The following is a 26991-nucleotide window of genomic DNA, read 5'->3' as shown; positions in this document are numbered from 1 at the left end:
ACCGGGACTATGATGACTCAACCGTTGGCGGGAGCGAAATCAGTGGGCACTGAGAACGAGCTGGATATTCGTGGTTTGTTTCGCGTGTTATGGCAGGGCAAACTGTGGATTGTGGGGATTGCCCTGGGGTTCGCGCTGTTAGCGCTTGCCTACACCTTCTTTGCAAAACAAGAGTGGAGCGCCACGGCGATCACAGACCGACCAACGGTGAATATGCTTGGAGGCTACTACTCCCAGCAGCAATTCCTGCGTAATCTTGATATCAAGGCCAATCTGGCGACCCCGGATCAGGCTTCGGTGATGGATGAATCCTACAAAGAGTTTGTGATGCAGCTGGCGTCGTGGGATACACGTCGCGATTTCTGGTCCCAGACGGACTACTACAAGCAGCGCATGGTCGGTAACAGCAAAGCGGATGCCGCGCTGCTGGATGACCTGATTAATAACATTCAGTTTATGCCTGGCGATGTGCTCCGTAACGTTAGCGACAGCGTGAAGCTGATTGCGGAAACGGCGCCGGACGCCAATAACCTGTTGCGTCAGTACGTTGCTTTTGCCAGCCAGCGCGCGGCCAGTCATCTGAATGACGAGCTGAAAGGCGCCTGGGCTGCGCGTACTATTCAGATGAAAGCGCAGGTCAAACGTCAGGAAGAGGTCGCTAAGGCTATCTTCGCCCGTCGCGTACATAATATTGAGCAGGCGCTGAAGATTGCGGAACAGCACAATATTTCCCGTAGCGAAACGGATGTTCCGGCTGACGAACTCCCGGATTCAGAAATGTTCCTTCTTGGTCGCCCAATGCTTCAGGCACGTCTGGAAAATATCCAGGCCGTTGGCCCTGACTTTGACCTTGATTACGACCAAAACCGCGCCATGCTCAATACGCTCAACGTCGGTCCAACGCTGGACCCGCGTTTTCAGACCTATCGTTATTTAAGAACGCCTGAAGAGCCTGTAAAACGCGATAGTCCGCGTCGCGCATTCCTGATGATCATGTGGGGGATTGTGGGCGCACTGACTGGCGCTGGCGTAGCGTTATTGCGTCGCCGCACAAACTAAGAACGCCGTCTACGATGAAGGCTGCGGCCTTCATCGTCTAATCGAAGAGAATCGATGTGAAAGTACTAACCGTATTTGGCACCAGGCCGGAGGCCATCAAGATGGCGCCTCTGGTTCATGCGCTGGCCAGAGATCCTGATATTGAAGCGAAAGTGTGCGTGACTGCCCAGCACCGTGAGATGCTCGATCAGGTCTTAACCCTCTTTTCTATCGTCCCGGATTACGATCTCAATATAATGAAACCGGGACAGGGACTGACGGAAATCACCTGCCGTATTCTGCAAGAATTAAAGCCTATTCTGGAGTCGTTCAAGCCGGATGTGGTGCTGGTGCACGGCGACACCACCACCACCGTGGCGACCAGCCTGGCCGCGTTCTATCAGCGTATCCCCGTTGGTCATATTGAAGCGGGTCTGCGTACCGGCAATCTCTATTCCCCGTGGCCGGAAGAGGCCAACCGTACGCTCACCGGTCACCTGGCGATGTACCATTTTGCGCCAACCGAGAACTCACGTCAGAACCTGCTGCGCGAAAATATCAGCGACAGCAAGATCTTCGTCACCGGCAATACGGTCATTGATGCGCTGATTTGGGTGCGTGACCGCGTGCTGGCTAACAGCGAGCTTCAGGCAGAACTTGCTGCGCGCTATCCGTTCCTGAACAACGGCAAGAAAACGATTCTGGTGACGGGCCACCGCCGCGAAAGCTTTGGCCGTGGCTTTGAGCAAATTTGCCACGCGCTCGCTGAAATCGCCGCGCAGAACGAGGATGTGCAGATTGTCTATCCGGTGCACCTCAACCCGAACGTCAGCGAACCGGTCAACCGTATCCTGGGCCACGTGGAAAACGTGCTCCTGATCGAGCCGCAGGACTATTTGCCATTTGTCTGGCTGATGAACCACGCCTGGCTGATCCTGACCGATTCTGGCGGCATTCAGGAAGAGGCGCCCTCCCTCGGTAAGCCGGTACTGGTGATGCGTGAAACCACCGAACGCCCGGAAGCGGTTACTGCCGGTACCGTGCGTCTGGTTGGAACGGATCCGCGTCGTATTGTCGAAGAGGTCACGCGCTTACTGCATGACGATGAAGAGTATCAGGCGATGAGCCGGGCCCACAATCCGTACGGTGACGGGCAGGCTTGTGGTCGTATTTTGCACGCACTTAAACACAATCGGGTAACGCTATGAGTTTTTCTACCATCTCTGTTGTTGGTCTTGGCTATATCGGGCTGCCTACTGCGGCGGCCTTTGCCTCTCGTCAAAAGCAGGTCGTTGGCGTAGATATCAACGCGCACGCGGTGGAAACCATCAACCGTGGCGAAATTCATATCGTGGAGCCCGATCTCGATCGTGTGGTGAAAAAGGCGGTGGACGGTGGCTTCCTGCGCGCCAGCACCACGCCGGTAGAAGCCGATGCGTACCTGATTGCGGTTCCTACGCCCTTTAAAGGCGATCATGAGCCTGACATGGTTTACGTCGAGGCGGCGGCAAAATCCATTGCGCCTGTGCTGAAGAAAGGGGCGCTGGTTATCCTTGAGTCCACTTCACCCGTTGGGGCAACCGAGCAGATGGCACAGTGGCTGGCCGAGGCGCGTCCTGATCTCAGCTTCCCGCAGCAGGCGGGCGACCAGGCCGATATCAATATCGCCTACTGCCCTGAGCGCGTACTGCCAGGCCAGGTGATGGTGGAACTGATCAAAAATGACCGCGTGATTGGCGGCATGACGCCAGTCTGCTCCGCGCGCGCCAGCGAGCTGTATAAGATCTTCCTTGAAGGCGAATGTGTGGTGACTAACTCCCGCACCGCCGAGATGTGCAAACTGACCGAAAACAGCTTCCGCGACGTTAACATCGCGTTTGCGAATGAACTGTCGTTGATTTGCGCCGATCAGGGGATTAACGTCTGGGAACTTATTCGCCTTGCCAACCGTCACCCCCGCGTGAACATCCTTCAGCCGGGGCCGGGCGTGGGTGGGCACTGCATCGCGGTCGATCCGTGGTTTATCGTGGCGCAGAACCCGGAACAGGCACGCCTGATTCGCACCGCACGCGAAGTAAACGACCACAAACCGCACTGGGTCATCAACCAGGTCAAAGCCACGGTCGCGGATTGCCTGGCCGACAGCGGCAAACGCGCCAGTGAGCTGAAAATTGCCTGCTTTGGTCTGGCATTCAAACCGAATATTGACGATCTGCGCGAAAGCCCGGCGATGGAAATTGCCGAAATGATCGCTGCCTGGCACAGCGGTGAAACGCTGGTGGTTGAGCCGAATATTCATGCGCTGCCGGCAAAACTTGCCGGTCACTGCACCCTTACCGCCCTGGATGACGCGCTGGCGACGGCGGATGTGCTGGTGCTGCTGGTGGATCACAATGCGTTCAAAGCGGTTTCCGGTGATGCCGTACGTCAGCAGTATGTTGTTGATACCAAAGGCGTGTGGCGTTGAGTATCCTCAACGGCGTGCTGGAGGCCCTTGAGTGGGAAAGCGCATTCTTTGCGCGTCCCTCAGCGATAGTGCGTCTGCGCGACAATGCCCCTGCGTTGCAGGAAGCAGACTTCAGCGCCTGGCAGCGCGTACAGGCTAAGATCCCGGCGGACCGCGCCGATCTGCTGGACGCCCTCCAGCAGCACGGATTCCGGCTGGTCGAGGGTGAGGTTGATCTCTCTGTTACCGTGGCTCTCCACGCCTCACCGGGCGCGGAAATTGCAACGGAGCAGGATATCCCCGCGCTGCGCAAGATGGCGGCGCTGGCCTTCGCTCAGAGCCGTTTCCGGGCGCCCTGGTATGCGCCCGATGACAGCGGCCGCTTTTATGCCCAGTGGATAGAGAATGCGGTCAAAGGCACGTTTGACCACGTCTGTCTGGTGTTCCGTACTGCCGGGGGGCAGATTCAGGGTTTTGTTTCGCTTCGCAGGCTCAACGAGCACGAGGCGCGCATCGGTTTGTTAGCCGGGCGCGGCATGGGCGAGAAACTCATGCAGGCGGCGCTGCACTGGGCGGAGCAACAACAGGTATCGACGCTGCGGGTCGCAACCCAGATGGGCAACACCGCTGCGCTTAAACGTTATATTGCGAGTGGTGCCAGCATCGACGCCACCGCCTACTGGTTATACAGGTGACAAGATGATTCCATTTAACGCGCCTCCCGTTGTGGGCACTGAACTTGATTACATGCAGTCTGCTATGGGCAGCGGCAAGCTCTGTGGCGATGGCGGTTTTACCCGCCGCTGCCAGCAGTGGATGGAGCAACGTTTTCACAGTGCCAAGGTACTGCTGACGCCGTCCTGTACCGCATCGCTTGAGATGGCGGCGCTGTTGTTGGATATCCAGCCCGGCGATGAAGTGATCATGCCGAGCTACACCTTCGTCTCCACGGCGAACGCGTTTGTCCTGCGCGGGGCGAAAATCGTGTTTGTGGATATCCGTCCGGATACTATGAACATCGACGAAACGCTGATTGAAGCGGCGGTCACCGATAAAACGCGGGCGATTGTGCCGGTGCATTACGCGGGCGTGGCCTGTGAGATGGACACCATCATGGCCATCGCTAAAAAGCACAACCTGTTTGTGGTGGAAGACGCCGCGCAGGGCGTGATGTCCACCTACAAAGGGCGCGCGCTGGGCACCATTGGTCATATCGGCTGCTTTAGCTTCCACGAAACCAAAAACTACACCGCAGGCGGAGAAGGCGGCGCGACGCTGATTAACGATCGTGCCCTGGTGGAGCGTGCGGAAGTGATCCGTGAAAAAGGGACCAACCGCAGCCAGTTCTTCCGCGGTCAGGTGGATAAGTACACCTGGCGCGATATCGGCTCAAGCTACCTGATGGCGGATTTGCAGGCCGCGTATCTCTGGGCGCAGCTGGAAGCGGCAGAGCGAATCAATCTGCAACGCCTCTCCCTGTGGCAAACCTACTACGACGCGCTGGAGCCGCTGGCAAAAGCCGGACGTATTGAACTGCCGACTATTCCGGCAGACTGCATCCACAACGCTCACATGTTCTACATCAAGCTGCGCGATAACGACGATCGCAGCAAGCTGATTGCCTGGCTGAAAGAGGCGGAAATTATGGCGGTATTCCACTATATTCCGCTGCACTCCAGCCCGGCGGGCGAAGCCTTCGGGATGTTTGCCGGTGAAGACCGCTACACCACCAAAGAGAGCGAACGTCTGCTCCGCCTGCCCCTGTTCTACAACCTCGCGCCGGTGAACCAGCGTACGGTGATCAATTCGCTTCTGAGTTATTTCGCCTGAAATGTCTCTGGCAAAAGCGTCGGTGTGGACGGCAGCGTCCACGCTTGTAAAAATTGGCGCCGGGTTACTGGTCGTCAAGCTGCTGGCCGTCTCATTTGGTCCGTCAGGCGTTGGGCTGGCAGGGAACTTCCGCCAGCTGGTCACGGTGCTTGGCGTGCTGGCGGGAGCCGGGATATTCAATGGCGTCACCAAATACGTCGCGCAGCATCATGACGATGCCGAAAAGCTCCGCACGGTGGTGGGCACCTCCTCTGCTATGGTGCTGGGCTTCTCTACGTTGCTGGCCGTCGTCTTTTTGCTGGCGGCGGCACCCATCAGCCAGGGGCTGTTCGGACACACGCATTATCAGGGGCTGGTGCGCCTGGTGGCGCTCGTTCAGATGGGGATCGCCTGGGCAAACCTGCTGCTGGCGCTGATGAAAGGCTTCCGTGATGCCGCCGGGAATGCGCTGGCGCTGATCCTCGGCAGCATCATCGGCGTTATCGCCTACTACTTTTGCTATCGGCTGGGCGGCTATGAAGGCGCACTGCTGGGGCTGGCGCTGGTGCCTGCGCTCGTTGTCATTCCGGCAGCGTTTATGCTGATGCGCAGAGGCAATGTCCCGCTGAATTACCTGAAACCGCAGTGGGACAAGATGCTGGCGGGGCAGCTAGGAAAGTTTACCCTGATGGCGCTCATCACTTCGGTAACGCTTCCCGTTGCCTACGTGATGATGCGAAACCTGCTGGCAGCGCATTACAGCTGGGATGAAGTGGGGATCTGGCAGGGCGTGAGCAGCATTTCAGATGCTTACCTCCAATTTATTACGGCTTCCTTTAGCGTCTATTTACTGCCAACCTTATCGCGCCTGACTTCCAGGCAGGATATTACCCGCGAGATTTTTCGCTCCCTGCGTTTTGTATTGCCGGCGGTTGCGATCGCCAGCTTTACCGTCTGGTTACTGCGTGATTTCGCCATCTGGCTGCTGTTTTCGGCGAAGTTTACCGCCATGCGCGATCTGTTTGCCTGGCAACTGGTCGGCGATGTGCTGAAAGTGGGGGCATACGTTTTCGGCTATCTGGTGATTGCGAAGGCTTCGCTGCGGTTGTATATCCTGGCAGAGATCGGCCAGTTTGCGCTGCTGACGGCATTTTCTCACTGGCTGATCCCCACCCACGGTGCGCTGGGGGCGGCTCAGGCCTATATGGCAACTTATATCGTTTATTTCGCTGCCTGTTGCGGCGTATTTTTACTTTGGCGTAAACGCGCATGACTGCACTGATACACATACTGGGATCGGATATCCCGCATCATAACCAGACCGTTCTGCGGTTCTTCAACGATGAACTGGCATCCGGCACGCCCGATGCGCGCGAGTTTATGGTCGTTGGACGCGATAACGGCCTGAGCGCGGCGTGTCCGGCATTGCACATCACCTTCTGGCCAGACAAAGCGGCCCTGACCAAAGCCGTTGTCGCGAAAGCCAAAGCGGACCGAAGCCAGCGTTTCTTCTTCCACGGACAATTCAATACCGGGCTGTGGCTGGCGCTGTTAAGCGGCGGGATAAAACCTTCCCAGTTCAGCTGGCATATCTGGGGAGCAGATCTCTACGAAGTCTCCCACGGCTGGAAGTTCCGTCTTTTCTATCCGCTGCGTCGTCTGGCGCAGGCGCGCGTGGGCTGCGTTTTTGCTACCCGTGGCGACCTCAACTATTTTGCTAAACAGCACCCGAAGGTTCGCGGGGAACTGCTCTATTTTCCGACCCGTATGGATCCGGCACTGAATACCATGGCGAATGACGCGGTTCGTGAGGGCAAACTGACCATTCTGGTGGGAAATTCCGGCGATCGCAGTAACGAGCATGTCGCGGCGCTGCGGGCGGTGCATCAGCAGTTTGGCGATACGGTGAACGTGGTGGTGCCGATGGGCTATCCCGCCAATAACGACGCCTACATCGATGAAGTTCGCCAGCAGGGGCTTGCGCTGTTTAGCGCGGAAAATCTGCACATTCTCAGCGATAAGCTGGAATTTGATGACTATCTCGCGCTGCTGCGAAAATGCGATCTGGGCTATTTCATCTTTGCCCGTCAGCAGGGGATTGGTACGCTGTGTCTGCTGATTCAGGCGGGCGTACCGTGCGTGCTCAACCGCGAAAACCCGTTCTGGCAGGACATGGCCGAACAGCATATTCCGGTGCTGTTTACCTCTGACACGCTTAATGTCGAGGTGGTACGGGAAGCGCAGCGTCAGCTCACGCTGGTGGATAAAAATAGCATCGACTTTTTCAGCCCGAACTATCTCACGCCGTGGCACCGCGCGCTGCGTATTGCTTCAGGAGACAACGCATGAGCCAGTTGCAATTTAGCGGCTTGCTGGTGGTCTGGCTGCTGAGCACGCTGTTTATCGCCACGCTCACCTGGTTTGAGTTCCGGCGCGTACGTTTTAACTTCAACGTATTCTTCTCGCTGCTGTTTTTGCTGACCTTTTTCTTTGGCTTCCCGCTGACCAGCATCCTCGTGTTCCGCTTTGATGTTGGCGTCGCTCCGCCGGAAATCTTGTTGCAGGCGCTGCTCTCTGCGACCTGCTTCTACGCGGTGTATTACGTCACCTATAAAACGCGCCTGCGCGCGGCGAAAGACACCACACCCCGTCGTCCGCTGTTTACAATGAACCGGGTAGAAACCCATCTGACGTGGGTTATGCTGATGACCATCGCCCTCGTCAGCGTGGCGATTTTCTTCATGCATAACGGCTTTTTACTGTTTAAGTTGCAGTCCTATAGCCAGATTTTCTCCGCCGAAGTCTCCGGCGTCGCGCTCAAGCGTTTCTTCTATTTCTTCATTCCGGCGATGCTGGTGGTCTTTTTCCTGCGTCAGGACAGCAAAGCCTGGCTGTTCTTCCTGGTCAGCACCGTCGCATTTGGCATTCTGACCTACATGATCGTCGGCGGCACCCGCGCCAACATCATTATCGCCTTCGCGATTTTCCTGTTTATCGGCATTATTCGCGGCTGGATCTCGCTGTGGATGCTGGCGGCGGCAGGCGTCTTTGGCATTGTGGGGATGTTCTGGCTGGCGCTGAAGCGCTACGGACTGAACGTGGCGGGCGACGAAGCGTTTTATACCTTCCTGTATCTGACGCGCGACACCTTCTCGCCGTGGGAAAACCTGGCTTTACTGCTGCAAAACTACGACAAAATCGAATTCCAGGGGCTGGCGCCGATTGTTCGCGATTTCTATGTCTTTATACCGACGTGGCTGTGGCCTGACCGTCCCGGTATTGTCCTGAACACGGCGAACTACTTTACCTGGGAAGTGCTGAACAACCATTCGGGCCTGGCGATTTCCCCAACCCTGATTGGCTCGCTGGTAGTGATGGGCGGAACGTGGTTTATCCTGCCGGGCGCGATCGCGGTCGGGCTGATAATAAAATGGTTCGACTGGCTATATACGCTGGGTAATGAAGAGACCAACCGCTACAAAGCCGCTGTTTTGCACAGTTTCTGTTTCGGTGCCATTTTCAATATGATCGTTCTGGCGCGCGAGGGGCTGGATTCGTTCGTCTCACGCGTGGTGTTTTTTATGGTCGTTTTCGGTCTCTGTCTGCTGCTGGCAAAACTGCTGTACTGGTTGTTTGACAGTGCAGGGCTTGTGCACAGACGTGAGCCACAGGGCAGCACAACGCTGTCGCAAGTCTGAGTAGGGATTATCATGACGGATACAACTTCAGCCCCGCGTTATGCGCTGCGTGGGCTACAGCTTATTGGCTGGCGTGACATGCAACACGCGCTGGATTTCCTGTTCGCGGACGGGCAGATGAAATCGGGCACGCTGGTGGCCATCAACGCAGAAAAAATGCTGGCGGTTGAAGATAATGCGGAAGTGAAAAGCCTGATTGAAGCCGCGGAGTTTAAATACGCGGACGGTATTAGCGTGGTGCGTTCAATTCGTAAAAAGTTTCCTGACGCTAATGTGTCTCGCGTGGCGGGTGCTGACCTTTGGGAGCGACTTATGGAACGCGCAGGCGCTGAAGGCACGCCGGTATTTTTGATTGGCGGCAAACCAGAGGTGCTGGCGCAGACCGAACAAAAGCTGCGTAGCCAGTGGAATGTTAACATCGTGGGCAGCCAGGATGGCTATTTCAGGCCGGAAGATCGCCAGGCGTTATATGAGCGCGTGCGCGACAGCGGGGCGAAAATTGTCACTGTCGCCATGGGGTCGCCGCGGCAGGAAATTCTGATGCGCGATTGCCGTCTGGTCAGCCCGGATGCGCTCTATATGGGCGTTGGCGGCACCTACGACGTCTTTACCGGCCACGTTAAGCGGGCGCCCAAAGTCTGGCAAAACCTGGGGCTGGAGTGGCTCTACCGCCTGCTCTCTCAACCGACGCGTATCAAACGACAGATTCGTCTGCTGCGCTACCTCGCCTGGCACTACACCGGGAAAATGTAATCAATATGCAGCGCGATCTGCTGTTCGCGCTGCAACCCCCCCTGTAAAACTGCTGGATTTCTGTACAATGCATTCATTTTTTTAATGCATTGTTTGCCATTTGCCAGAATTTAAGAAACCATTCGCTCCGTATTTCAGTACCCCTCAAAACAATACCCGGCAATAAGTCGGGAAACAGCAAACACAACCGAGGATTTATGGCAGAGAAAAAACCGGAGCTTCAGCGTGGGCTGGAAGCTCGACATATTGAATTGATCGCGCTGGGCGGGACTATCGGCGTTGGCCTGTTTATGGGCTCGGCAAGCACGCTGAAATGGGCGGGGCCTTCCGTCCTGCTGGCGTATATTATTGCCGGGCTGTTCGTCTTCTTCATCATGCGCTCAATGGGCGAAATGTTGTTTCTGGAGCCGGTAACGGGCTCTTTCGCCGTTTACGCCCACCGTTATATGAGCCCGTTCTTTGGCTATCTCACGGCCTGGTCGTACTGGTTTATGTGGATGGCCGTCGGGATTTCGGAGATCACCGCCATCGGGGTCTACGTGCAGTTCTGGTTCCCGGAGATGGCCCAGTGGATACCCGCGCTCATCGCCGTAGGGCTTGTGGCGCTGGCGAACCTTGCCGCCGTTCGCCTTTACGGTGAAATCGAGTTCTGGTTTGCGATGATCAAAGTCACCACCATTATCGTGATGATTGTTGTGGGTCTGGGTGTCATCTTCTTTGGTTTCGGTAACGGCGGGCACGCGATTGGTTTCGGTAACCTGACCGGACACGGCGGCTTCTTTGCCGGCGGCTGGAAAGGCTTCCTGACCGCGCTCTGTATCGTTGTCGCCTCTTATCAGGGCGTTGAGCTGATCGGCATTACCGCAGGTGAGGCGAAAAACCCGCAGGTCACGCTGCGTAGCGCGGTAGGCAAGGTGCTGTGGCGTATCCTGATTTTCTATGTGGGCGCGATCTTCGTTATCGTGACCATTTTCCCATGGAACGAGATCGGCACCACCGGCAGCCCGTTTGTCTTAACCTTCGCTAAGATTGGCATCACGGCGGCGGCCGCCATTATCAACTTTGTGGTGCTGACGGCGGCGCTCTCCGGCTGTAACAGCGGGATGTACAGCTGCGGGCGTATGCTTTACGCGCTCTCGCAAAACAAACAGCTGCCGGCGGTGATGGGTAAAGTCTCCCGCGTGGGTGTACCGGTGGCGGGCGTAGCGGTGTCGATTGTGATTCTGCTGATTGGCTCTTGCCTGAACTACATCATCCCGAATCCGCAGCGCGTGTTTGTTTACGTCTATAGCGCCAGCGTGCTGCCGGGAATGGTACCGTGGTTTGTCATTTTGATTAGCCAGCTGCGTTTCCGACAGGCGCACAAAAAAGCGATCGCCAGCCATCCGTTCCGCTCCATTCTGTTCCCGTATGCGAACTATTTGACGATGGCGTTCCTGATTTGCGTATTAATTGGAATGTACTTTAATGAAGATACCCGCATGTCGCTGTTTGTTGGGATGATCTTCCTGGCTGCCGTCACAGCTGCATATAAACTTTTTGGCCTGGGCCGCCGTGGCTCCGCCCATAAAGTGGAGGAATAAGCGGCAAAATGTGCAAACCATAACCAAACGCGCATTTTTTTCAAAAAAGCACTAGACAGCGGGGACGGAGGTACGTAATATCCAGCCCCGCAACGGCGCTAAGCGCCCGTAGCTCAGCTGGATAGAGCGCTGCCCTCCGGAGGCAGAGGTCTCAGGTTCGAATCCTGTCGGGCGCGCCATTTTAGTCCCGGCGCTAGAGCTGCGGTGGTCTGAGAAGTAGTCAGAACCGCGTGAAAGAATACAGTGGTGGCTATAGCTCAGTTGGTAGAGCCCTGGATTGTGATTCCAGTTGTCGTGGGTTCGAATCCCATTAGCCACCCCATTATTGAAAGAGTTGTGAATTGCGAAGGTGGCGGAATTGGTAGACGCGCTAGCTTCAGGTGTTAGTGTTCTTACGGACGTGGGGGTTCAAGTCCCCCCCCTCGCACCACGACTTTTAATGAGTTGAACTAAAAATTCAAAAAAGCAGTACATCGGCGAGTAGCGCAGCTTGGTAGCGCAACTGGTTTGGGACCAGTGGGTCGGAGGTTCGAATCCTCTCTCGCCGACCAATTTTGAACCCCGCTTCGGCGGGGTTTTTTGTTTTCTGCGTTTTTTATCCTGTAGCCTTTCCCCGACAACACTCTATATCCTTGTCGCGATTCAGCGACATATAACCCGTTAATATTAAAGAATTTATTATTTTACCTCTTAACCTGTCTCCTGGTGACGACATATCGCCGCCTTCAGCGCGATGTTGTATGGCTTCAGGCGGTTCTTAACAGCATAATTTCCTTTTATCTTAAAATGTTGCGCGATGTAAAAGTTCTGCGTGTAAACCTGGCACATTACATGCAATAATATGCGTGTAGATGCTCATTCCATCTCTTATGTTCGCCTTAAGGCCTCATAAACTCAGGAATGACGCAGAGCCGTTTACGGTGCTTATCGTCCACTGACAGATGTCGCTTCGGCCTCATCAGACACCATGGACACAACGTTGAGTGAAGCACCAAATATGTTGTCTTACAGACCTGTTTTAACGCCTGCTTTTATAGCAGGCGTTTTTTTATGGGCGTAAAAAAGGAGGCCATCTGGCCTCCTGTTAATTACTGCTGCGTTCCGTTATTTTGCAACGTCAATAACAGCCCATCACGGCGCATAGCTGCGGCCTCTTCCGGCTTATGCTGCTTGTCCAGCGAATCAGCAAGCCAGGCGTAATCAAATGCGTCCGGACGTTGCTTCAACGCGGCGCGGAAGGCGAGACTCGCCTCCTGCCACTCGCCGTGTTTCATCAGAGACTGGCCCAGCGTACTCCACAGCAGCGGACGATCGCCCACGGTTTTGATCTGCTGGCGCAGTGCTTTTTCAATTTGTTCCGGATTGTTGGTTTTCAGACGCGGGATGACCATCACCAGGCGGTCATCATACTGTCGCTTGAGACCGTCGAGGAGGATCTCCTGCGCGGTGTCATGGTCGTCACACTCAATCAGATGTTCTGCCATCGCCACCTGAAGAGGAACCTGCTGGCGCGTTTTACGGCTCTGGTTTTTCCACCAGGTTTTCAGGCCGTCGCTGCCGAGATCGGCGCGCGCCTGATCCATCAGGCCAATCCAGGCCAGACGCTGAAGTTCATCACGATGTTCATCATCGCCCACGTCGGCTTTCGCCATGGAAGGGATAATGTCCAGCAGCGAGCCCCAGGCACCGGTCCGAATATATGCCTGCTCAGCCAGACGCAGCACTTCCGGGTGACGAGGGGTAATTTCCAGCAGACGGTCAACGCCGTGACGGGCGGCATGGTTTTCATTGCGCGCCAGTTGCAGACGAACGCGGGTGATCTCAACCGGAATCGGATCTTTAGTAGAGAGCTCAGACGCGCGTTCAAGATGCTGATTGGCGCGGGCCTCATCGCCTCGCTGTTGCGCCGCCTCAGCGGCCAGCAGATAGTTAACAACCGGCTGTTCTGCATGGTCGGCATTTTTCGACATCAGCTTTTCAACCTGCTGATAGTCGCCTTCGGCCAGCTTCAGCAACGCTTGCTCGGTCTGCTTGCGGGCGCGACGGCGCTTACGGCCAACGAACCAGCCGCGCGTATGTACGCCGGTACGGAAAATACGACGCAGGAGCCACTCCACTGCCAGCAGAACGACCACACCCAGGATCAGGATAATCACCAGCCCTGTTACGCTGGTTTCGATATTGTAGTTATCGGTCTGGATCAATACATAACCCTGGTGACCCGCGAGCATCGGCCCCAGTACAATCCCGGCGATCAGCAGGATGAAGAGTAAGAAGACTTTTAGCATCATTACTCTCCTTGCGGCGCGCTTTCAGGCGCTGGCGCGGCGGCAGGTGCTTCAGCCGGACGCTCTGTCGGAACGCCCGGCTGGGCCAGCAGGTTACGCACGCGCGTCTGCATGAGCTTCTCCAGAATCGGCTGGCTTTCCAGCTTGTCCGGCACGTTCATGGTGATGTTTTGCTGGCTCAGCTTGTCGATATCCTCAAGGAACGCGGTCGTGGTTGCGTCATTGGTATCGTAGTAAGCACGTACCCAGGTTGAAACGTTGTCCAGCGCCTGTTTGTAGGTCTCTTCCTGGTGACGTGGTACGGCCTGGGCAGCCACCAGCAGGCGGGAACGAATGTTTTCGCGCAGATAGACGTCCTGGTTCGGCGCCAGCAGCGGCACGGCAGTTTCATCGCGGCGGCGAATGGTAATAAAGCTGTCCATAAAGTTCTGCCAGCTCTTTTGCAGGTTGATACGCCATTCGCTCAGGGAGCTGGACAGCTCGGTGCCGTCAGAATCCATCGGGGAGTCATCGTCGTTGTTATCGGCCAGCTGAAGGTTATCAATCTGGTTGGAGAGCTGATTTACCTTAAGGATGATACCATCGTAATCGACCTGAGAAACCGCGGACAGGCTGGCGATATCTTCCGTAATAGCGCGGCGAGCGTTGATGAGGCTCGGATCGTTCATGTCCGCCAGGCTTGCGTCGGCGCTTTTCAGCAGCGCGGCGGCGGTGGTGACATCCTGATCGCTCCAGAGCTTGCGCCCGGCCAGTTTCACCAGAAAATCGGCCTGTGAAAGTAGCCAGGTTTTGGCATCGGTTCCCGAAATTGTGGCGACTTTTTCCTGCACTTCGCTCAGCTGTTTGGTCAACTCTTCACGTTTGCTGTTCGCGTCGGCGAGGGCGGCAGCCTGCTGTTTGATCACGCCTTCCAGCTCAGCTTTTTGCGTCTCCTGCGCTTTCTGTAGGGCAGTGATTTGGTTAACCAGCGCGTCGCTGGTGGCCGTCTGGTTGGTGCCTTGTTTCTTCACCAGTCCGTAGAGTCCCACGCCTGCGGCCAGCGCAATCGCGATGGCAATCACGCTCAGCGTTAGGCTGGTTTTGTTGCTGCCGTTTTTCTTCTCAACGGTTGTGTCTGTCGTCTCTGGCTGTGACGTGGTGTCCACAGTCTCCCTGGTCTCTTCAACCACGGCGGAGGATTTTTCGTGTTCCGTCATTATGGCTTCCCATTTGAGAGTTATTGTAATGCGCGCAGCAGCGCATCGTTGTCGGCGTTTTCAGCGATCCGAATATCCTGCCAGCCCAGTTCCCGGGCGTGGTTCGCCAGACGCTCACTGACGACCAGAAGCCGACAGCGGAGTAACCAGTTTTCGCGATACCAAAGCGGAATCAGCGACCAAAGCTGTTGTAACATTTCACCGCTGGTGACCACCAGCGTATTAATACCGCGGGCGTGCCAGCGCATTGCTTCTTCCGCGCCATCATAGTGTTTCGCACAGCGCTGATAGCACTCCACAAACGTCACGTCTGCGCCGCGTTCGCGCAGCGTTTCGCCCAGCAGTTCGCGGCCACCGTTGCCGCGCAAAATGAGCGCGCGCTTTCCGGCAATGGTTTGTAATTCAGGTAATTGTAGCAAGACTTCGCTGATTTCCCGATCTAACGGGTAACGAACATCGATTCCGCTCGCGGTATGTAAGGCCAGCGCCGTGGTGCGCCCGATGGCGAAATAGCGGGGGGCGTGAGGCCAGCTAACGGCATGCTGTTGCAGCTGCGCATGGGCAAACTCCACGGCATGCTGCGACAGCGCAAAGAGCAGATCGCCTTCCTGCAAGAGACGCATCTGGTCAGCGAGCGCAGGCAGCTCGCGACCGGGGGAGAATTCAATCAGCGGAAAACTCCAGGCCACCTGCCCCAGTGCGCGCAGACGGCTCACTAACTGCTCTCCTGCGGGAGAAGGGCGGGTGACAAGTATGCTCATGCAGGGGGCTCTCCGTTATAGACCTCAGCCAGAATTTCACGCGCGCCGTTATTCAGCAGCTCTTCCGCCAGCGATACGCCAAGCGCCTCGGCATCTTGCGGCTTGCCGCGACGTTCACCGCGAACCATCTGTGAGCCGTCCGGCGCGCCAACCAGCGCACGCAACCACAGCTCACCGTCAGTTAATTCAGCATAGCTGCCAATTGGCACCTGACAGCCTCCTTCGAGGCGAGTATTCATCGCGCGCTCGGCTTTTACGCGAACGGCGGTATCGTCATGATTCAGCGGCGCGAGCAGTGCCTGAGTGCGCGCATCAACCAGACGACACTCAATGCCGACGGCACCCTGGCCGACGGCGGGCAGCGACAGCTCCGGCGGCAACGCGACGCGAATGCGTTCTTCCAGCCCCAGGCGTTTCAGGCCCGCAACCGCAAGAATAATGGCATCGTAGTCGCCGTTATCCAGCTTGCCAAGGCGTGTGCCGACGTTCCCGCGCAGCGAACGGATCACCAGATCCGGGCGACGTTCAGCCAGCTGACACTGGCGGCGTAAACTTGACGTGCCGACCACGCTGCCTGCCGGCAACGCATCGAGCGAGTCATAGCGATTAGAGACAAACGCATCGCGCGGATCCTCGCGCTCGCAGATGGTCACCAGCCCCAGCCCTTCCGGGAACTCAACGGGCACATCCTTCATCGAATGCACGGCGATATCGGCGCGGTTCTCAAGCAATGCCAGCTCCAGCTCTTTGACAAACAGACCTTTTCCGCCCACTTTGGCCAGCGGCGTATCCAGAATGACATCGCCACGCGTGACCATTGGCACCAGCTCAACGCGTAATCCGGTGTGGCAGGCTTCAAGGCGCTGCTTAACATAATGTGCCTGCCAGAGTGCAAGAGGACTTTGGCGTGTGGCAATTCTCAAAACATTGTCTAACATGCTTGTTACCGTCATTATCAATCGCTAACCATCCTAACATTGTTGACACTCGGATGGCAGTTTTACGGTTGATGAAGAGTGAGAGGGACAGGGCGGCGTACTCGTCAGCCATCGCCGTATTCAGGAATTTACACGTCAAGAACGGTGCTACACTTGTATGTAGCGCATCTTTCTTTACGGTCAACCGGCAAGGTGTTAAATTGATCACGTTTTAGACCATTTTTTCGTCTGTACCACCAGAAAAGCAAAAGGCGAAAAAAGGGTAACGGTTATTTTTTGAAATACTGCGGGTCCGCTGCTTTTTGTGTTCTGACTGGCGTGCGACACCCGGAAACATCAGGCGATACGTCTTGTACCTCTATATTGAGACTCTGAAACAGAGACTGGATGCCATCAATCAATTGCGTGTGGATCGCGCGCTTGCTGCCATGGGCCCTGCTTTCCAGCAGGTATACAGTCTACTGCCAACATTGTTGCACTATCACCATCCGCTGATGCCGGGTTACCTTGATGGTAACGTTCCCCAGGGCATTTGCCTCTTCACGCCTGATGAAACCCAACAGCATTACCTGACTGAACTTGAACTCTACCGTGGTATGCCGCCGCAGGATTCGCCGAAAGGCGAGCTGCCGATTACCGGGGTTTACTCCATGGGCAGCACGTCATCGGTTGGGCAAAGTTGCTCTTCTGACCTGGATATCTGGGTCTGCCATCAGTCCTGGCTCGACAATGAAGAGCGCCAGCTGTTGCAGCGTAAATGCAGCCTGCTGGAGAGCTGGGCGGCGTCGCTCGGCGTGGAAGTGAGCTTCTTCCTGATTGATGAAAACCGTTTCCGCCATAACGAAAGCGGCAGTCTGGGTGGTGAAGACTGCGGCTCGACTCAGCACATCCTGTTGCTGGATGAGTTTTACCGTACTGCCGTTCGCCTGGCCGGGAAACGTATTCTGTGGAATATGGTGCCGTGCGATGAAGAAGAGAATTATGACGACTACGTCATGTCGCTTTACTCGCAGGGCGTTCTGACGCCAAACGAGTGGCTGGATCTGGGCGGCCTGAGCTCCCTGTCCGCCGAAGAGTACTTTGGCGCAAGCCTCTGGCAGCTTTATAAGAGCATTGATTCACCGTACAAAGCGGTGCTGAAAACCCTGCTGCTGGAAGCCTACTCCTGGGAATACCCCACGCCGCGCCTGCTGGCGAAAGATATTAAACAGCGTCTGCACGACGGGGAGATCGTCTCCTACGGGCTTGATGCCTACTGCATGATGCTGGAGCGCGTCACCGAATACCTGACAGCCATTGAGGACGCCACGCGTCTTGACCTGGTGCGTCGATGTTTCTATCTCAAAGTCTGTGAAAAACTGAGCCGCGAACGCGCCTGCGTGGGCTGGCGTCGTGAAGTCGTCAGCCAGTTAGTCAAAGAGTGGGGATGGGACGAAGAGCGTCTCGCCATGCTCGACAACCGCGCCAACTGGAAGATCGATCAGGTGCGTGAGGCGCACAACGAACTGCTTGATGCGATGATGCAGAGCTACCGCAACCTGATCCGCTTTGCCCGCCGTAACAACCTTAGTGTTTCTGCCAGCCCACAGGATATCGGGGTGCTGACCCGCAAACTGTACGCCGCGTTTGAAGCGTTGCCGGGCAAGGTAACGCTGGTTAACCCACAGATTTCGCCTGACCTGTCTGAACCGAATCTGACCTTTATCTACGTACCGCCGGGCCGCGCGAACCGCACCGGGTGGTATCTGTACAACCGTGCGCCAAGCATGGATTCGATCATCAGCCATCAGCCGCTGGAGTATAACCGCTACCTGAACAAGCTGGTGGCCTGGGCCTGGTTTAACGGCCTTCTCACCTCACGCACCCGGTTGTTTATCAAAGGCAACGAGGTGGTCGATTTAGCCAAGTTGCAGGAGATGGTGGCGGATGTCTCGCACCACTTCCCGCTGCGTCTGCCTGCGCCGACGCCAAAAGCGCTCTACAGCCCGTGTGAGATTCGCCATCTGGCGATCATCGTCAACCTGGAATACGACCCGACGGCGGCCTTCCGAAATCAGGTCGTTCACTTTGACTTCCGCAAGCTGGACGTCTTTAGCTTTGGCGAGCAGCAAAACTGCCTGGTGGGCAGCGTGGATCTGCTGTACCGCAACTCGTGGAACGAAGTGCGTACCCTGCACTTTAACGGCGAGCAGGCGATGATCGAGGCGCTGAAAACGATCCTCGGCAAGATGCACCAGGACGCCGCGCCGCCGGACAGCGTGGAGGTGTTCTGCTACAGCCAGCACCTGCGCGGCCTGATTCGTACCCGCGTTCAGCAACTGGTGTCTGAGTGCATCGAACTGCGTCTCTCCAGCACCCGACAGGAAACCGGGCGCTTTAAAGCGCTGCGCGTCTCCGGCCAGACCTGGGGGCTGTTCTTTGAGCGCCTGAACGTGTCGGTGCAGAAGCTGGAGAACGCCATTGAATTCTACGGCGCGATTTCACACAACAAACTGCATGGCCTGTCGGTTCAGGTGGAAACCAACCACGTTAAGCTGCCGCAGGTGGTGGATGGCTTTGCGAGTGAAGGGATTATTCAGTTCTTCTTCGAAGAGTCGGGCGATAACGCCGGGTTTAACATCTACATTCTGGATGAAACCAACCGTGCCGAGGTGTATCACCACTGTGAAGGCAGCAAAGAGGAGCTGGTGCGCGACGTCAGCCGCTTCTATTCGTCCTCGCACGATCGCTTTACCTACGGCTCAAGCTTTATCAACTTCAACCTGCCGCAGTTCTACCAGATTGTGAATGTGGATGGGCGAGCGCAGGTGATCCCGTTCCGTACGCAGGCGATTACCCCTGCGGCGCCCGCTAACCAGGAAACTGCACCGCTGTTGCAGCAGTATTTTTCCTGAGGCTTTTCGCCGGGTGGCGCTATCGCTTACCCGGTCTACGGTTCGAGCCGTTGTAGGCCCGGTAAGGCGTAGCCGCCACCGGGCAACGCAACTACCTGAAACTCACGTCCTCGCCCGCCTGCGCCGTCGCCGCCTGCTCCAGCAGATCCCAGAACGTTTCGCCGCTGCGATCGCAGACCCACTCGTCACCTTTCAGATCAAAGTGATAGCCGCCCTGTTTCGCCGCCAGCCACACCTGGTGAAGCGGCTCCTGACGGTTAATAATAATCTTGCTGCCGTTTTCGAAGCTTAAGGTCAGGATCCCGCCGTTGATTTCACAATCGATATCGCTGTCGCCGTCCCAGTCGTCGATACGCTCTTCGATGGTCATCCACAGGGTATCGGCAAGGCGATGAAATTCACTGTCGTTCATGGTTTTATTCCTGTTTTTCGTGATGGCGGCAGTATAACGCTAAATAATTCCCGTTGCAGGAAAGCGGCAAACTCTTGCTTTTGTGTCTTCTCCTGCGATGATAGAAACAGATTTGAACTTACGGGCAACCTCTACATGAAAAACGTCTTCCGAACGCTTGTCGTTCTTGTCACTCTGTTTAGCCTGACCGGCTGTGGACTGAAGGGACCACTGTACTTCCCGCCAGAGGATAAAAACGCACCACCGCCGACAAAACCGGTGCAAAGTGGTATCGAGTCATCTACGCCGGATACCAACGATCGCGGCAATAACGGCGGCCCGACTCAGGTCAATCTCTGACAATTACGTTCTGTACCCGCGCAATGGAGCAAATGATGCAGTTCTCTAAAATGCATGGCCTTGGCAACGACTTTATGGTCGTCGACGCGGTAACGCAGAATGTCTTTTTCTCCCCGGAATTGATCCGTCGCCTGGCGGATCGACACGTGGGCGTGGGGTTTGACCAGCTGCTGGTGGTGGAGCCGCCTTACGATCCTGACCTGGATTTTCACTACCGCATTTTTAACGCCGACGGCAGCGAAGTTTCCCAGTGCGGCAACGGCGCGCGCTGTTTTGCCCGCTTTGTTCGGCTGAAAGGGCTGACCAACAAGCGCGATATCCGCGTCAGCACCGCCAACGGCCGGATGGTGCTCAGCGTCACCGACGACGAACTGGTGCGCGTGAACATGGGCGAGCCGAACTTCGAACCCTCTGCCGTGCCGTTTCGCGCCAACAAAGCGGAAAAGACCTATATTATGCGTGCCGCCGAGCAGACAGTATTGTGCGGCGTCGTCTCAATGGGTAACCCGCACTGCGTGATTCAGGTGGATGATGTGCAAACCGCGGCGGTTGAAACGCTCGGCCCGGTGCTGGAAAGCCACGAGCGCTTCCCGGAGCGGGCGAACATCGGTTTCATGCAGGTGGTGAAGCGTGAACACATTCGCCTGCGGGTTTACGAGCGCGGCGCGGGCGAAACCCAGGCCTGCGGAAGCGGTGCCTGTGCGGCGGTGGCCGTCGGTATCTCACAGGGGTTACTGGCAGAAGAGGTTCGCGTGGAATTACCGGGCGGACGTCTTGATATCGCCTGGAAAGGAGCGGGTCATCCACTGTACATGACTGGCCCGGCGACACATGTTTATGACGGGTTTATCCATCTATGAAGCAACCAGGGGAAGAACTGCGGGAACCTGTAACGGAGCTGGACGACAGCGCTGTTGTGGATTACCTGCTGCACAATCCTGAGTTTTTTATCCGCAATGCACGCGTCGTCGAACGGATGCGCGTGCCGCATCCGGTTCGCGAGACCGTGTCGCTGGTTGAATGGCACATGGCGCGCTCGCGCAACCACATCAATCAGCTCGAAGAGAACATGACGCTGCTGATGGAGCAGGCCAGCAATAACGAAAGCCTGTTCTACCGTCTACTGCACCTTCAGGCGCGTCTGGCTTCCGCGCACAGTCTAGAAGAGTTCCTCAACCGCTTCCACCGCTGGGCGCGCGAGCTGGGGCTGGCAGGCGCGACGATCCGTCTCTTCCCTGACCGCTGGCGCATTGGCGCGCCGTCCGGGTTTACCCATCTGGCGCTGAGCCGTCAGGCGTTTGAGCCGCTGCGTATTCAGCGTCTGGGCCATGAGCACCACTATCTGGGGCCGCTTAACGGGCCAGAACTGCTGGTGGTGCTGCCGGAAGCCAAAGCTATCGGCTCGGTGGCGATGTCGCTGATGGGGCGCGATGGTGACCTGGGCGTGATGTTATTTACCAGCCGCGACGCGCATCATTATGAACAGGGGCAGGGCACGCAACTGTTGCAGGAGATCGCCCTGATGCTGCCTGAGCTGCTGGAGCGCTGGATTGAGCGCGTATGACGGACGGATTGCTCGCCACTGACGTCAACCGCTTTCTGCGCTATCTGGGCGTAGAACGCCAGCTCAGCCCTATTACGCTGCTCAACTATCAGCGTCAGCTTGATGCCATCATGCAGCTTGCCGATGAAATCGGCCTGAAAAGCTGGCAACAATGTGACGCCGCCACGGTACGCGGGTTCGTCGTGCGTAGCCGTAAAAAAAATCTCAGCCCGGCGAGCCTGGCGCTCCGGCTCTCTGCCCTGCGCAGTTTCTTCGACTGGCTGGTCAGTCAGGGCGGTCTGAAAGCCAACCCGGCAAAAGGGATCGCCACGCCGAAAGCCCCGCGTCATCTGCCGAAAAATATCGACGTCGACGACGTAAACCGCCTGCTGGATATCGATCTTAACGATCCGCTGGCCGTGCGCGACCGCGCGATGCTGGAGGTGATGTACGGCGCGGGCCTGCGTCTCTCTGAGCTGGTGAACCTCGACTTAAAGCACCTCGATCTGGAATCCGGCGAGGTGTGGGTAATGGGCAAGGGCAGCAAAGAGCGCCGCCTGCCGATCGGCCGCAATGCGGTCTCCTGGATTGAGCACTGGCTGGACCTTCGCGGGCTGTTTGGCGCCGACGAAGATGCGCTGTTCCTGTCGAAACTCGGCAAGCGGATCTCGGCGCGTAACGTGCAGAAGCGCTTTGCGGAGTGGGGCATTAAGCAGGGGCTGAACAGCCACGTTCACCCCCACAAGCTGCGCCACTCCTTTGCGACGCACATGCTGGAATCAAGCGGCGACCTGCGCGGCGTACAGGAGCTGCTTGGTCACGCGAATCTGTCGACCACCCAAATCTATACCCACTTAGACTTCCAACACCTTGCCTCGGTGTATGACGCGGCGCATCCACGCGCCAAACGGGGGAAATAATGCGTTTTTACCGCCCACTCGGTCAGATCTCAGCCCTGACGTTTGATCTTGATGACACCCTTTACGACAATCGTCCGGTGATCCTGCGTACCGAGCAGGAGTCGCTGGCGTTTGTGCAGAACTACCATCCTGCGCTGAAAGCGATGCAGAACAAAGACTTCCAGAAGCTGCGTCAGTCCCTGCGGGAAACCGAACCGGAGATTTACCACGACGTGACCGAATGGCGCCGCCGTGCGGTTGAGCAGGCGATGCTCAACGCCGGCCTGAGCGCGCAGGATGCGGCCACGGGGGCCGAAGCGGCCATGGAAAACTTCGCCAAATGGCGCAGTCGGATCGACGTGCCGCAGGAGACCCACGACACGCTGGCGAAGCTCGCCGAAAAGTGGCCGCTGGTGGCCATCACCAACGGCAATGCTCAGCCTGAACTGTTTGGTCTGGGGAACTATTTTCAGTTCGTGCTGCGCGCGGGCCCGCACGGACGCTCGAAGCCGTTCAACGATATGTATCATCTGGCAGCGGAAAAACTGGATTTGCCGCTCGGTGAGATCCTGCACGTGGGCGACGACCTGACCACGGACGTCGCCGGGGCGATCCGCTGCGGCATGCAGGCCTGCTGGATCAAGCCGGAAAATGCCGATCTGATGACTACCCCGGATAGCCGTCTTCTGCCGCACGTGGAAATTTCACGGTTGGCATCCCTCACGACGCTGATATAATCATCAATTGTTCTGTATAAATTAACAGGGTTTTGGCGAATGGAAACATTTGCCTGCCCGACATGACGTGACGGTGCCAATGGACGTTTCTTACCTGCTCGACAGCCTTAATGATAAACAGCGTGACGCGGTTGCCGCCTCGCGTACAAACCTGCTGGTACTGGCTGGAGCGGGCAGTGGTAAGACGCGCGTGCTGGTTCACCGTATCGCCTGGCTACAGAGCGTGGAGAACTGCTCGCCGTACTCGATTATGGCCGTGACGTTCACCAACAAGGCGGCGGCGGAGATGCGCCACCGTATCGCGCAGCTGATGGGCACCAGCCAGGGCGGCATGTGGGTTGGCACCTTCCACGGCCTGGCGCACCGTCTGCTGCGCGCGCACCATATGGACGCTAACCTGCCGCAGGATTTCCAGATCCTCGACAGCGAAGATCAGCTACGCTTGCTGAAACGCCTGATCAAGGCGATGAACCTCGACGAGAAGCAGTGGCCGCCGCGTCAGGCGATGTGGTACATCAACGGTCAGAAAGACGAAGGGCTGCGTCCGCATCATATTCAGAGCTTCGGTAACCCGGTCGAGCAGACCTGGCAGAACGTCTACAAGGCCTATCAGGAAGCGTGCGATCGCGCCGGTCTGGTGGATTTCGCCGAGCTGCTGCTGCGCGCCCACGAGCTGTGGCTGAACAAACCGCATATCCTGCAACACTACCGTGAACGCTTTACCAACATCCTGGTGGACGAATTCCAGGATACCAACAACATCCAGTACGCCTGGATCCGCCTGCTGGCCGGGGATACTGGCAAGGTGATGATCGTAGGCGATGACGACCAGTCTATCTACGGCTGGCGCGGCGCGCAGGTGGAGAACATCCAGCGCTTCCTCAACGATTTCCCCGGCGCGCAAACCATCCGTCTGGAGCAGAACTACCGTTCTACCAGCAACATTCTGAGCGCGGCCAACGCCCTGATTGAGAACAACAACGGGCGCCTGGGTAAAAAGCTGTGGACCGATGGCGTCGACGGCGAACCGATTTCGATTTACTGCGCCTTCAACGAGCTCGACGAAGCCCGCTTCGTGGTGAACCGCATTAAAACCTGGCAGGAGAACGGCGGCGCGCTGGAGCAGTGTGCCATTCTCTATCGCAGCAACGCCCAGTCGCGCGTGCTGGAAGAGGCGCTGTTGCAGGTGAGCATGCCGTACCGCATTTATGGCGGTATGCGCTTCTTCGAACGTCAGGAGATCAAAGATGCGCTCTCGTATTTGCGTCTGATTGCCAACCGTAACGACGATGCGGCGTTTGAGCGCGTGGTGAACACGCCGACGCGCGGCATCGGCGATCGTACGCTGGACGTGGTGCGTCAGGCCTCGCGCGATCGTCAGCTCACGTTGTGGCAGGCGTGCCGCGAGCTGTTACAGGAAAAAGCCCTTGCCGGGCGCGCCGCCAGCGCATTGCAGCGCTTCCTGGAGTTAATCGACGCGCTGGCGCAGGAAACGGCCGACATGCCGCTGCACGTCCAGACCGACCGGGTGATCAAAGATTCCGGCTTGCGCACCATGTACGAGCAGGAAAAAGGCGAGAAGGGCCAGACCCGTATTGAGAACTTAGAGGAACTGGTGACGGCAACGCGCCAGTTCAGCTACAACGAAGAAGACGAAGACCTGATGCCGTTGCAGGCATTCCTCTCTCACGCCGCGCTGGAGGCGGGTGAAGGGCAGGCCGATACCTGGCAGGATGCGGTTCAGCTGATGACCCTGCACTCCGCAAAAGGTCTGGAGTTCCCGCAGGTGTTCATCGTCGGGATGGAAGAGGGGATGTTCCCGAGCCAGATGTCGCTGGATGAAGGCGGGCGTCTGGAAGAGGAGCGTCGTCTGGCCTACGTGGGCGTGACCCGTGCGATGCAGAAACTGACCCTGACCTACGCGGAAACCCGCCGCCTGTACGGGAAAGAGGTATATCACCGTCCGTCGCGCTTTATCGGCGAACTGCCGGAAGAGTGTGTGGAAGAGGTGCGCCTGCGCGCCAGCATCAGCCGTCCGGTCAGCCATCAGCGTATGGGCTCGCCGATCTCTGAAACCGACACCGGTTACAAGCTGGGCCAGCGCGTGCGCCACTCGAAGTTTGGCGAAGGCACCATCGTCAACCTGGAAGGCAGCGGCGAGCACAGCCGTTTGCAGGTAGCGTTCCAGGGGCAGGGGATCAAATGGCTGGTGGCAGCCTATGCCAAGCTGGAAAGTGTGTAACTTTCAGAAAAATATCACTATTTTGTAATAATCTGCTAGCCTTATACGTTGAAGGTCAATTAATGCCCTTCAGCGTTCCGTTGCGTGTTGACGCCACAGTTATTGCTGGCGTAACATGCGCGCACGATTACGCTAAGAGGACATTCGCCTTGGACACACCCAGTAGATACTGGCTCAATTCCCTGTCATCCAGGAACAACTCCTAAGGCTATCTCCTCTTGCTGATGGCCTTAGTGGTTGTCAGCGACTGCATCATTTCCGTCGCGCTGAGTCAGGCTGTTTAATGGTCTGAAACCCAATTTGTTTCTGTGTGCCCACCGAACTGTCCGATATTTTTTGCATTGGGAGTCCCGGTCATGTTGAGCGCATTTCAACTCGAAAATAACCGACTGACTCGGCTTGAAGCCGAAGAGTCACAGCCCCTCATTGATGCCGTATGGGTGGATCTGGTCGAGCCGGACGACGATGAGCGCCTTCGCGTACAATCTGAACTGGGGCAAAGCCTGGCGACACGCCCGGAACTGGAAGACATCGAAGCATCCGCACGTTTTTTTGAAGACGAAGACGGCCTGCACATTCACTCCTTCTTCTTTTTCGAAGATGCCGAAGACCACGCGGGGAACTCCACCGTGGCGTTTACCATCCGCGATGGCCGCCTGTTCACCCTGCGCGAGCGCGAACTGCCTGCGTTTCGTCTCTACCGTATGCGTGCCCGCAGCCAGGCGATGATGGACGGCAACGCTTATGAGCTGCTGCTGGATCTGTTCGAAACCAAAATCGAACAGCTGGCGGATGAAATCGAAAACATCTACAGCGACCTGGAAAAGCTGAGCCGCGTGATCATGGAAGGCCATCAGGGCGATGAGTACGACGAAGCGTTGTCCACGCTGGCTGAGCTGGAAGATATCGGCTGGAAGGTGCGTTTGTGTCTGATGGATACCCAGCGCGCGCTGAACTTCCTGGTGCGCAAGGCGCGTCTGCCGGGCGGTCAGCTGGAGCAGGCGCGTGAGATCTTACGCGATATCGAATCCCTGCTGCCGCACAACGAATCCCTGTTCCAGAAGGTCAACTTCCTGATGCAGGCGGCGATGGGCTTTATCAACATCGAGCAGAACCGCATCATCAAGATCTTCTCGGTGGTGTCCGTGGTGTTCCTGCCGCCGACGCTGGTGGCGTCCAGCTACGGGATGAACTTTGAGTTTATGCCGGAACTGAAGTGGAGCTTTGGCTACCCGGGGGCGATTATCTTTATGATCCTCGCCGGGCTGGCGCCGTATCTGTACTTCAAGCGGAAGAACTGGCTGTAAAAATCTGGCGGGTGGCGCTGCGCTTACCCGCCCTACGATCGAATTCCCTCTCCCTGTGGGAGAGGGTTCCCCACAAAATAATGCCTGCACAGACGGCCCCCTCTCCCT

The 26991-nt window shown here is 56.9% G+C and carries 24 protein-coding genes and 4 tRNA genes; 23 read left to right on the top strand and 5 right to left on the bottom strand.

The annotated features are described in order from the left end of the window. Positions 1–12 precede the first annotated feature (12 nt). The 14 genes from wzzE to ACOTYH_RS16500 all read left to right on the top strand — a co-directional run bounded on the left by wzzE (position 13) and on the right by ACOTYH_RS16500 (position 11878). Positions 13–1059 (top strand): ECA polysaccharide chain length modulation protein, encoded by a 1047-nt coding sequence (gene wzzE / locus ACOTYH_RS16565; protein ID WP_017693953.1) that lies wholly within the window; start codon positions 13–15, stop codon positions 1057–1059. 56 nt (positions 1060–1115) lie between these two features. Further along, on the top strand, positions 1116–2246 hold the full coding sequence (gene wecB, locus ACOTYH_RS16560) for a non-hydrolyzing UDP-N-acetylglucosamine 2-epimerase (RefSeq protein ID WP_006812390.1): 1131 nt from the start codon (positions 1116–1118) through the stop codon (positions 2244–2246). Beyond that, positions 2243–3505: a UDP-N-acetyl-D-mannosamine dehydrogenase gene (gene wecC, locus ACOTYH_RS16555; protein ID WP_015570020.1), complete on the top strand. Its 1263-nt coding sequence runs from the start codon at positions 2243–2245 to the stop codon at positions 3503–3505. Before wecB ends, wecC begins: the two co-directional genes overlap by 4 nt. Then, a complete protein-coding gene (rffC, locus tag ACOTYH_RS16550) occupies positions 3502–4179 on the top strand; it encodes a dTDP-4-amino-4,6-dideoxy-D-galactose acyltransferase (RefSeq protein ID WP_032620667.1) in 678 nt (225 codons plus the stop codon). The genes wecC and rffC overlap by 4 nt, the downstream gene beginning before the upstream one ends. A 4-nt stretch (positions 4180–4183) precedes the next feature. Continuing rightward, the gene (gene rffA / locus ACOTYH_RS16545) at positions 4184–5314 is read left to right on the top strand and encodes a dTDP-4-amino-4,6-dideoxygalactose transaminase (RefSeq protein WP_015570019.1); all 1131 of its coding nucleotides are present in this window, start codon (positions 4184–4186) and stop codon (positions 5312–5314) included. A gap of 1 nt (position 5315) precedes the next feature. Next, on the top strand, positions 5316–6566 hold the full coding sequence (gene wzxE, locus ACOTYH_RS16540; RefSeq protein ID WP_017383597.1) for a lipid III flippase WzxE: 1251 nt from the start codon (positions 5316–5318) through the stop codon (positions 6564–6566). After that, complete coding sequence (locus tag ACOTYH_RS16535) at positions 6563–7642, top strand: TDP-N-acetylfucosamine:lipid II N-acetylfucosaminyltransferase (protein WP_017383596.1); 1080 nt, start codon at positions 6563–6565, stop codon at positions 7640–7642. The genes wzxE and ACOTYH_RS16535 overlap by 4 nt, the downstream gene beginning before the upstream one ends. Further along, positions 7639–8991 (top strand): ECA oligosaccharide polymerase, encoded by a 1353-nt coding sequence (gene wzyE / locus ACOTYH_RS16530; RefSeq protein ID WP_017693948.1) that lies wholly within the window; start codon positions 7639–7641, stop codon positions 8989–8991. Before ACOTYH_RS16535 ends, wzyE begins: the two co-directional genes overlap by 4 nt. A gap of 12 nt (positions 8992–9003) precedes the next feature. Further along, positions 9004–9744 carry a lipopolysaccharide N-acetylmannosaminouronosyltransferase gene (gene wecG / locus ACOTYH_RS16525; RefSeq protein WP_015570015.1) on the top strand — a complete coding sequence of 247 codons (741 nt, stop codon included), beginning with the start codon at positions 9004–9006 and terminating at the stop codon, positions 9742–9744. Between the two features lie 197 nt (positions 9745–9941). Beyond that, positions 9942–11327 (top strand): bifunctional threonine/serine APC transporter ThrP, encoded by a 1386-nt coding sequence (gene thrP, locus ACOTYH_RS16520; protein ID WP_017693946.1) that lies wholly within the window; start codon positions 9942–9944, stop codon positions 11325–11327. 102 nt (positions 11328–11429) lie between these two features. After that, a tRNA-Arg gene (locus ACOTYH_RS16515) sits at positions 11430–11506 on the top strand. Positions 11507–11573: 67 nt separating this feature from the next. Next, a tRNA-His gene (locus tag ACOTYH_RS16510) sits at positions 11574–11649 on the top strand. A gap of 21 nt (positions 11650–11670) precedes the next feature. Next, positions 11671–11757 (top strand) — tRNA-Leu (locus tag ACOTYH_RS16505). Between the two features lie 44 nt (positions 11758–11801). Beyond that, positions 11802–11878: transfer RNA gene (locus ACOTYH_RS16500), tRNA-Pro, on the top strand. 537 nt (positions 11879–12415) lie between these two features. Here ACOTYH_RS16500 and hemY read toward each other — a convergent pair. Genes hemY through hemC form a run of 4 tightly spaced genes read right to left on the bottom strand, consistent with a single transcriptional unit; the run spans position 12416 to position 16510 of the window. Beyond that, entirely contained in the window at positions 12416–13615 is a 1200-nt protein-coding gene (gene hemY, locus ACOTYH_RS16495) for a protoheme IX biogenesis protein HemY (protein WP_026080629.1), read from the bottom strand. 2 nt (positions 13616–13617) lie between these two features. After that, on the bottom strand, positions 13618–14811 hold the full coding sequence (hemX, locus tag ACOTYH_RS16490) for a uroporphyrinogen-III C-methyltransferase (RefSeq protein WP_045341200.1): 1194 nt from the start codon (positions 14809–14811) through the stop codon (positions 13618–13620). 20 nt (positions 14812–14831) lie between these two features. After that, the gene (gene hemD, locus ACOTYH_RS16485; protein WP_033486955.1) at positions 14832–15572 is read right to left on the bottom strand and encodes a uroporphyrinogen-III synthase; all 741 of its coding nucleotides are present in this window, start codon (positions 15570–15572) and stop codon (positions 14832–14834) included. Further along, positions 15569–16510 (bottom strand): hydroxymethylbilane synthase, encoded by a 942-nt coding sequence (hemC, locus tag ACOTYH_RS16480; protein WP_017383592.1) that lies wholly within the window; start codon positions 16508–16510, stop codon positions 15569–15571. Before hemC ends, hemD begins: the two co-directional genes overlap by 4 nt. Before the next feature lie 350 nt (positions 16511–16860). On the opposite strand from hemC, the gene cyaA reads away from it, so the two are divergent. Further along, positions 16861–19404, top strand: a complete 2544-nt coding sequence (cyaA, locus tag ACOTYH_RS16475) for a class I adenylate cyclase (RefSeq protein ID WP_017383591.1) — start codon at positions 16861–16863, stop codon at positions 19402–19404. A 91-nt stretch (positions 19405–19495) separates the two neighbouring features. On the opposite strand, the gene cyaY is transcribed toward cyaA, so the two are convergent. After that, the gene (gene cyaY, locus ACOTYH_RS16470) at positions 19496–19816 is read right to left on the bottom strand and encodes an iron donor protein CyaY (RefSeq protein ID WP_003860816.1); all 321 of its coding nucleotides are present in this window, start codon (positions 19814–19816) and stop codon (positions 19496–19498) included. A 135-nt stretch (positions 19817–19951) separates the two neighbouring features. Here cyaY and lptM point away from each other — a divergent pair, with 135 nt between their 5' ends. The 8 genes from lptM (at position 19952) to corA (ending at position 26883) form a co-directional block, all read left to right on the top strand. Further along, positions 19952–20155, top strand: coding sequence for an LPS translocon maturation chaperone LptM (gene lptM / locus ACOTYH_RS16465; RefSeq protein ID WP_003860815.1), 204 nt, complete (start codon positions 19952–19954; stop codon positions 20153–20155). A 35-nt stretch (positions 20156–20190) separates the two neighbouring features. Beyond that, the gene (dapF, locus tag ACOTYH_RS16460) at positions 20191–21015 is read left to right on the top strand and encodes a diaminopimelate epimerase (RefSeq protein ID WP_022646661.1); all 825 of its coding nucleotides are present in this window, start codon (positions 20191–20193) and stop codon (positions 21013–21015) included. Further along, positions 21012–21719: a DUF484 domain-containing protein gene (locus tag ACOTYH_RS16455; protein WP_023295731.1), complete on the top strand. Its 708-nt coding sequence runs from the start codon at positions 21012–21014 to the stop codon at positions 21717–21719. The genes dapF and ACOTYH_RS16455 overlap by 4 nt, the downstream gene beginning before the upstream one ends. After that, positions 21716–22618, top strand: coding sequence for a tyrosine recombinase XerC (gene xerC, locus ACOTYH_RS16450; RefSeq protein ID WP_017383588.1), 903 nt, complete (start codon positions 21716–21718; stop codon positions 22616–22618). The genes ACOTYH_RS16455 and xerC overlap by 4 nt, the downstream gene beginning before the upstream one ends. Next, complete coding sequence (yigB, locus tag ACOTYH_RS16445; RefSeq protein WP_015570005.1) at positions 22618–23334, top strand: 5-amino-6-(5-phospho-D-ribitylamino)uracil phosphatase YigB; 717 nt, start codon at positions 22618–22620, stop codon at positions 23332–23334. The genes xerC and yigB overlap by 1 nt, the downstream gene beginning before the upstream one ends. A 79-nt stretch (positions 23335–23413) precedes the next feature. After that, positions 23414–25576, top strand: a complete 2163-nt coding sequence (uvrD, locus tag ACOTYH_RS16440) for a DNA helicase II (RefSeq protein WP_017383586.1) — start codon at positions 23414–23416, stop codon at positions 25574–25576. A 149-nt stretch (positions 25577–25725) separates the two neighbouring features. Beyond that, positions 25726–25782 carry a YsgD/CorL family protein gene (gene ysgD / locus ACOTYH_RS16435; protein ID WP_212743980.1) on the top strand — a complete coding sequence of 19 codons (57 nt, stop codon included), beginning with the start codon at positions 25726–25728 and terminating at the stop codon, positions 25780–25782. Positions 25783–25932: 150 nt separating this feature from the next. After that, complete coding sequence (corA, locus tag ACOTYH_RS16430; protein WP_003860807.1) at positions 25933–26883, top strand: magnesium/cobalt transporter CorA; 951 nt, start codon at positions 25933–25935, stop codon at positions 26881–26883. Positions 26884–26991 lie beyond the last annotated feature (108 nt).

Origin of the sequence: Enterobacter cloacae complex sp. SHL001 (assembly GCF_049236825.1) — a bacterium.
Classification (GTDB): Bacteria; Pseudomonadota; Gammaproteobacteria; order Enterobacterales; family Enterobacteriaceae; genus Enterobacter; species Enterobacter hormaechei_C.
This window is presented reverse-complemented; position numbering and strand designations above follow the sequence as displayed.

What these genes read in the sequence shown, in the direction of transcription:
- hemX (WP_045341200.1), bottom strand. Translation starts at nt 14,811, where the DNA reads ATGACGGAACACGAAAAATCCTCCGCCGTGGTTGAAGAGACCAGGGAG.
- lptM (WP_003860815.1), top strand. Translation starts at nt 19,952, where the DNA reads ATGAAAAACGTCTTCCGAACGCTTGTCGTTCTTGTCACTCTGTTTAGC.
- dapF (WP_022646661.1), top strand. Translation starts at nt 20,191, where the DNA reads ATGCAGTTCTCTAAAATGCATGGCCTTGGCAACGACTTTATGGTCGTC.
- thrP (WP_017693946.1), top strand. Translation starts at nt 9,942, where the DNA reads ATGGCAGAGAAAAAACCGGAGCTTCAGCGTGGGCTGGAAGCTCGACAT.
- wzxE (WP_017383597.1), top strand. Translation starts at nt 5,316, where the DNA reads ATGTCTCTGGCAAAAGCGTCGGTGTGGACGGCAGCGTCCACGCTTGTA.
- hemC (WP_017383592.1), bottom strand. Translation starts at nt 16,510, where the DNA reads ATGTTAGACAATGTTTTGAGAATTGCCACACGCCAAAGTCCTCTTGCA.
- wecC (WP_015570020.1), top strand. Translation starts at nt 2,243, where the DNA reads ATGAGTTTTTCTACCATCTCTGTTGTTGGTCTTGGCTATATCGGGCTG.
- ACOTYH_RS16455 (WP_023295731.1), top strand. Translation starts at nt 21,012, where the DNA reads ATGAAGCAACCAGGGGAAGAACTGCGGGAACCTGTAACGGAGCTGGAC.
- hemY (WP_026080629.1), bottom strand. Translation starts at nt 13,615, where the DNA reads ATGCTAAAAGTCTTCTTACTCTTCATCCTGCTGATCGCCGGGATTGTA.
- hemD (WP_033486955.1), bottom strand. Translation starts at nt 15,572, where the DNA reads ATGAGCATACTTGTCACCCGCCCTTCTCCCGCAGGAGAGCAGTTAGTG.
- rffA (WP_015570019.1), top strand. Translation starts at nt 4,184, where the DNA reads ATGATTCCATTTAACGCGCCTCCCGTTGTGGGCACTGAACTTGATTAC.
- ACOTYH_RS16535 (WP_017383596.1), top strand. Translation starts at nt 6,563, where the DNA reads ATGACTGCACTGATACACATACTGGGATCGGATATCCCGCATCATAAC.
- cyaY (WP_003860816.1), bottom strand. Translation starts at nt 19,816, where the DNA reads ATGAACGACAGTGAATTTCATCGCCTTGCCGATACCCTGTGGATGACC.
- yigB (WP_015570005.1), top strand. Translation starts at nt 22,618, where the DNA reads ATGCGTTTTTACCGCCCACTCGGTCAGATCTCAGCCCTGACGTTTGAT.
- uvrD (WP_017383586.1), top strand. Translation starts at nt 23,414, where the DNA reads ATGGACGTTTCTTACCTGCTCGACAGCCTTAATGATAAACAGCGTGAC.
- xerC (WP_017383588.1), top strand. Translation starts at nt 21,716, where the DNA reads ATGACGGACGGATTGCTCGCCACTGACGTCAACCGCTTTCTGCGCTAT.
- wecG (WP_015570015.1), top strand. Translation starts at nt 9,004, where the DNA reads ATGACGGATACAACTTCAGCCCCGCGTTATGCGCTGCGTGGGCTACAG.
- wzyE (WP_017693948.1), top strand. Translation starts at nt 7,639, where the DNA reads ATGAGCCAGTTGCAATTTAGCGGCTTGCTGGTGGTCTGGCTGCTGAGC.
- wzzE (WP_017693953.1), top strand. Translation starts at nt 13, where the DNA reads ATGACTCAACCGTTGGCGGGAGCGAAATCAGTGGGCACTGAGAACGAG.
- corA (WP_003860807.1), top strand. Translation starts at nt 25,933, where the DNA reads ATGTTGAGCGCATTTCAACTCGAAAATAACCGACTGACTCGGCTTGAA.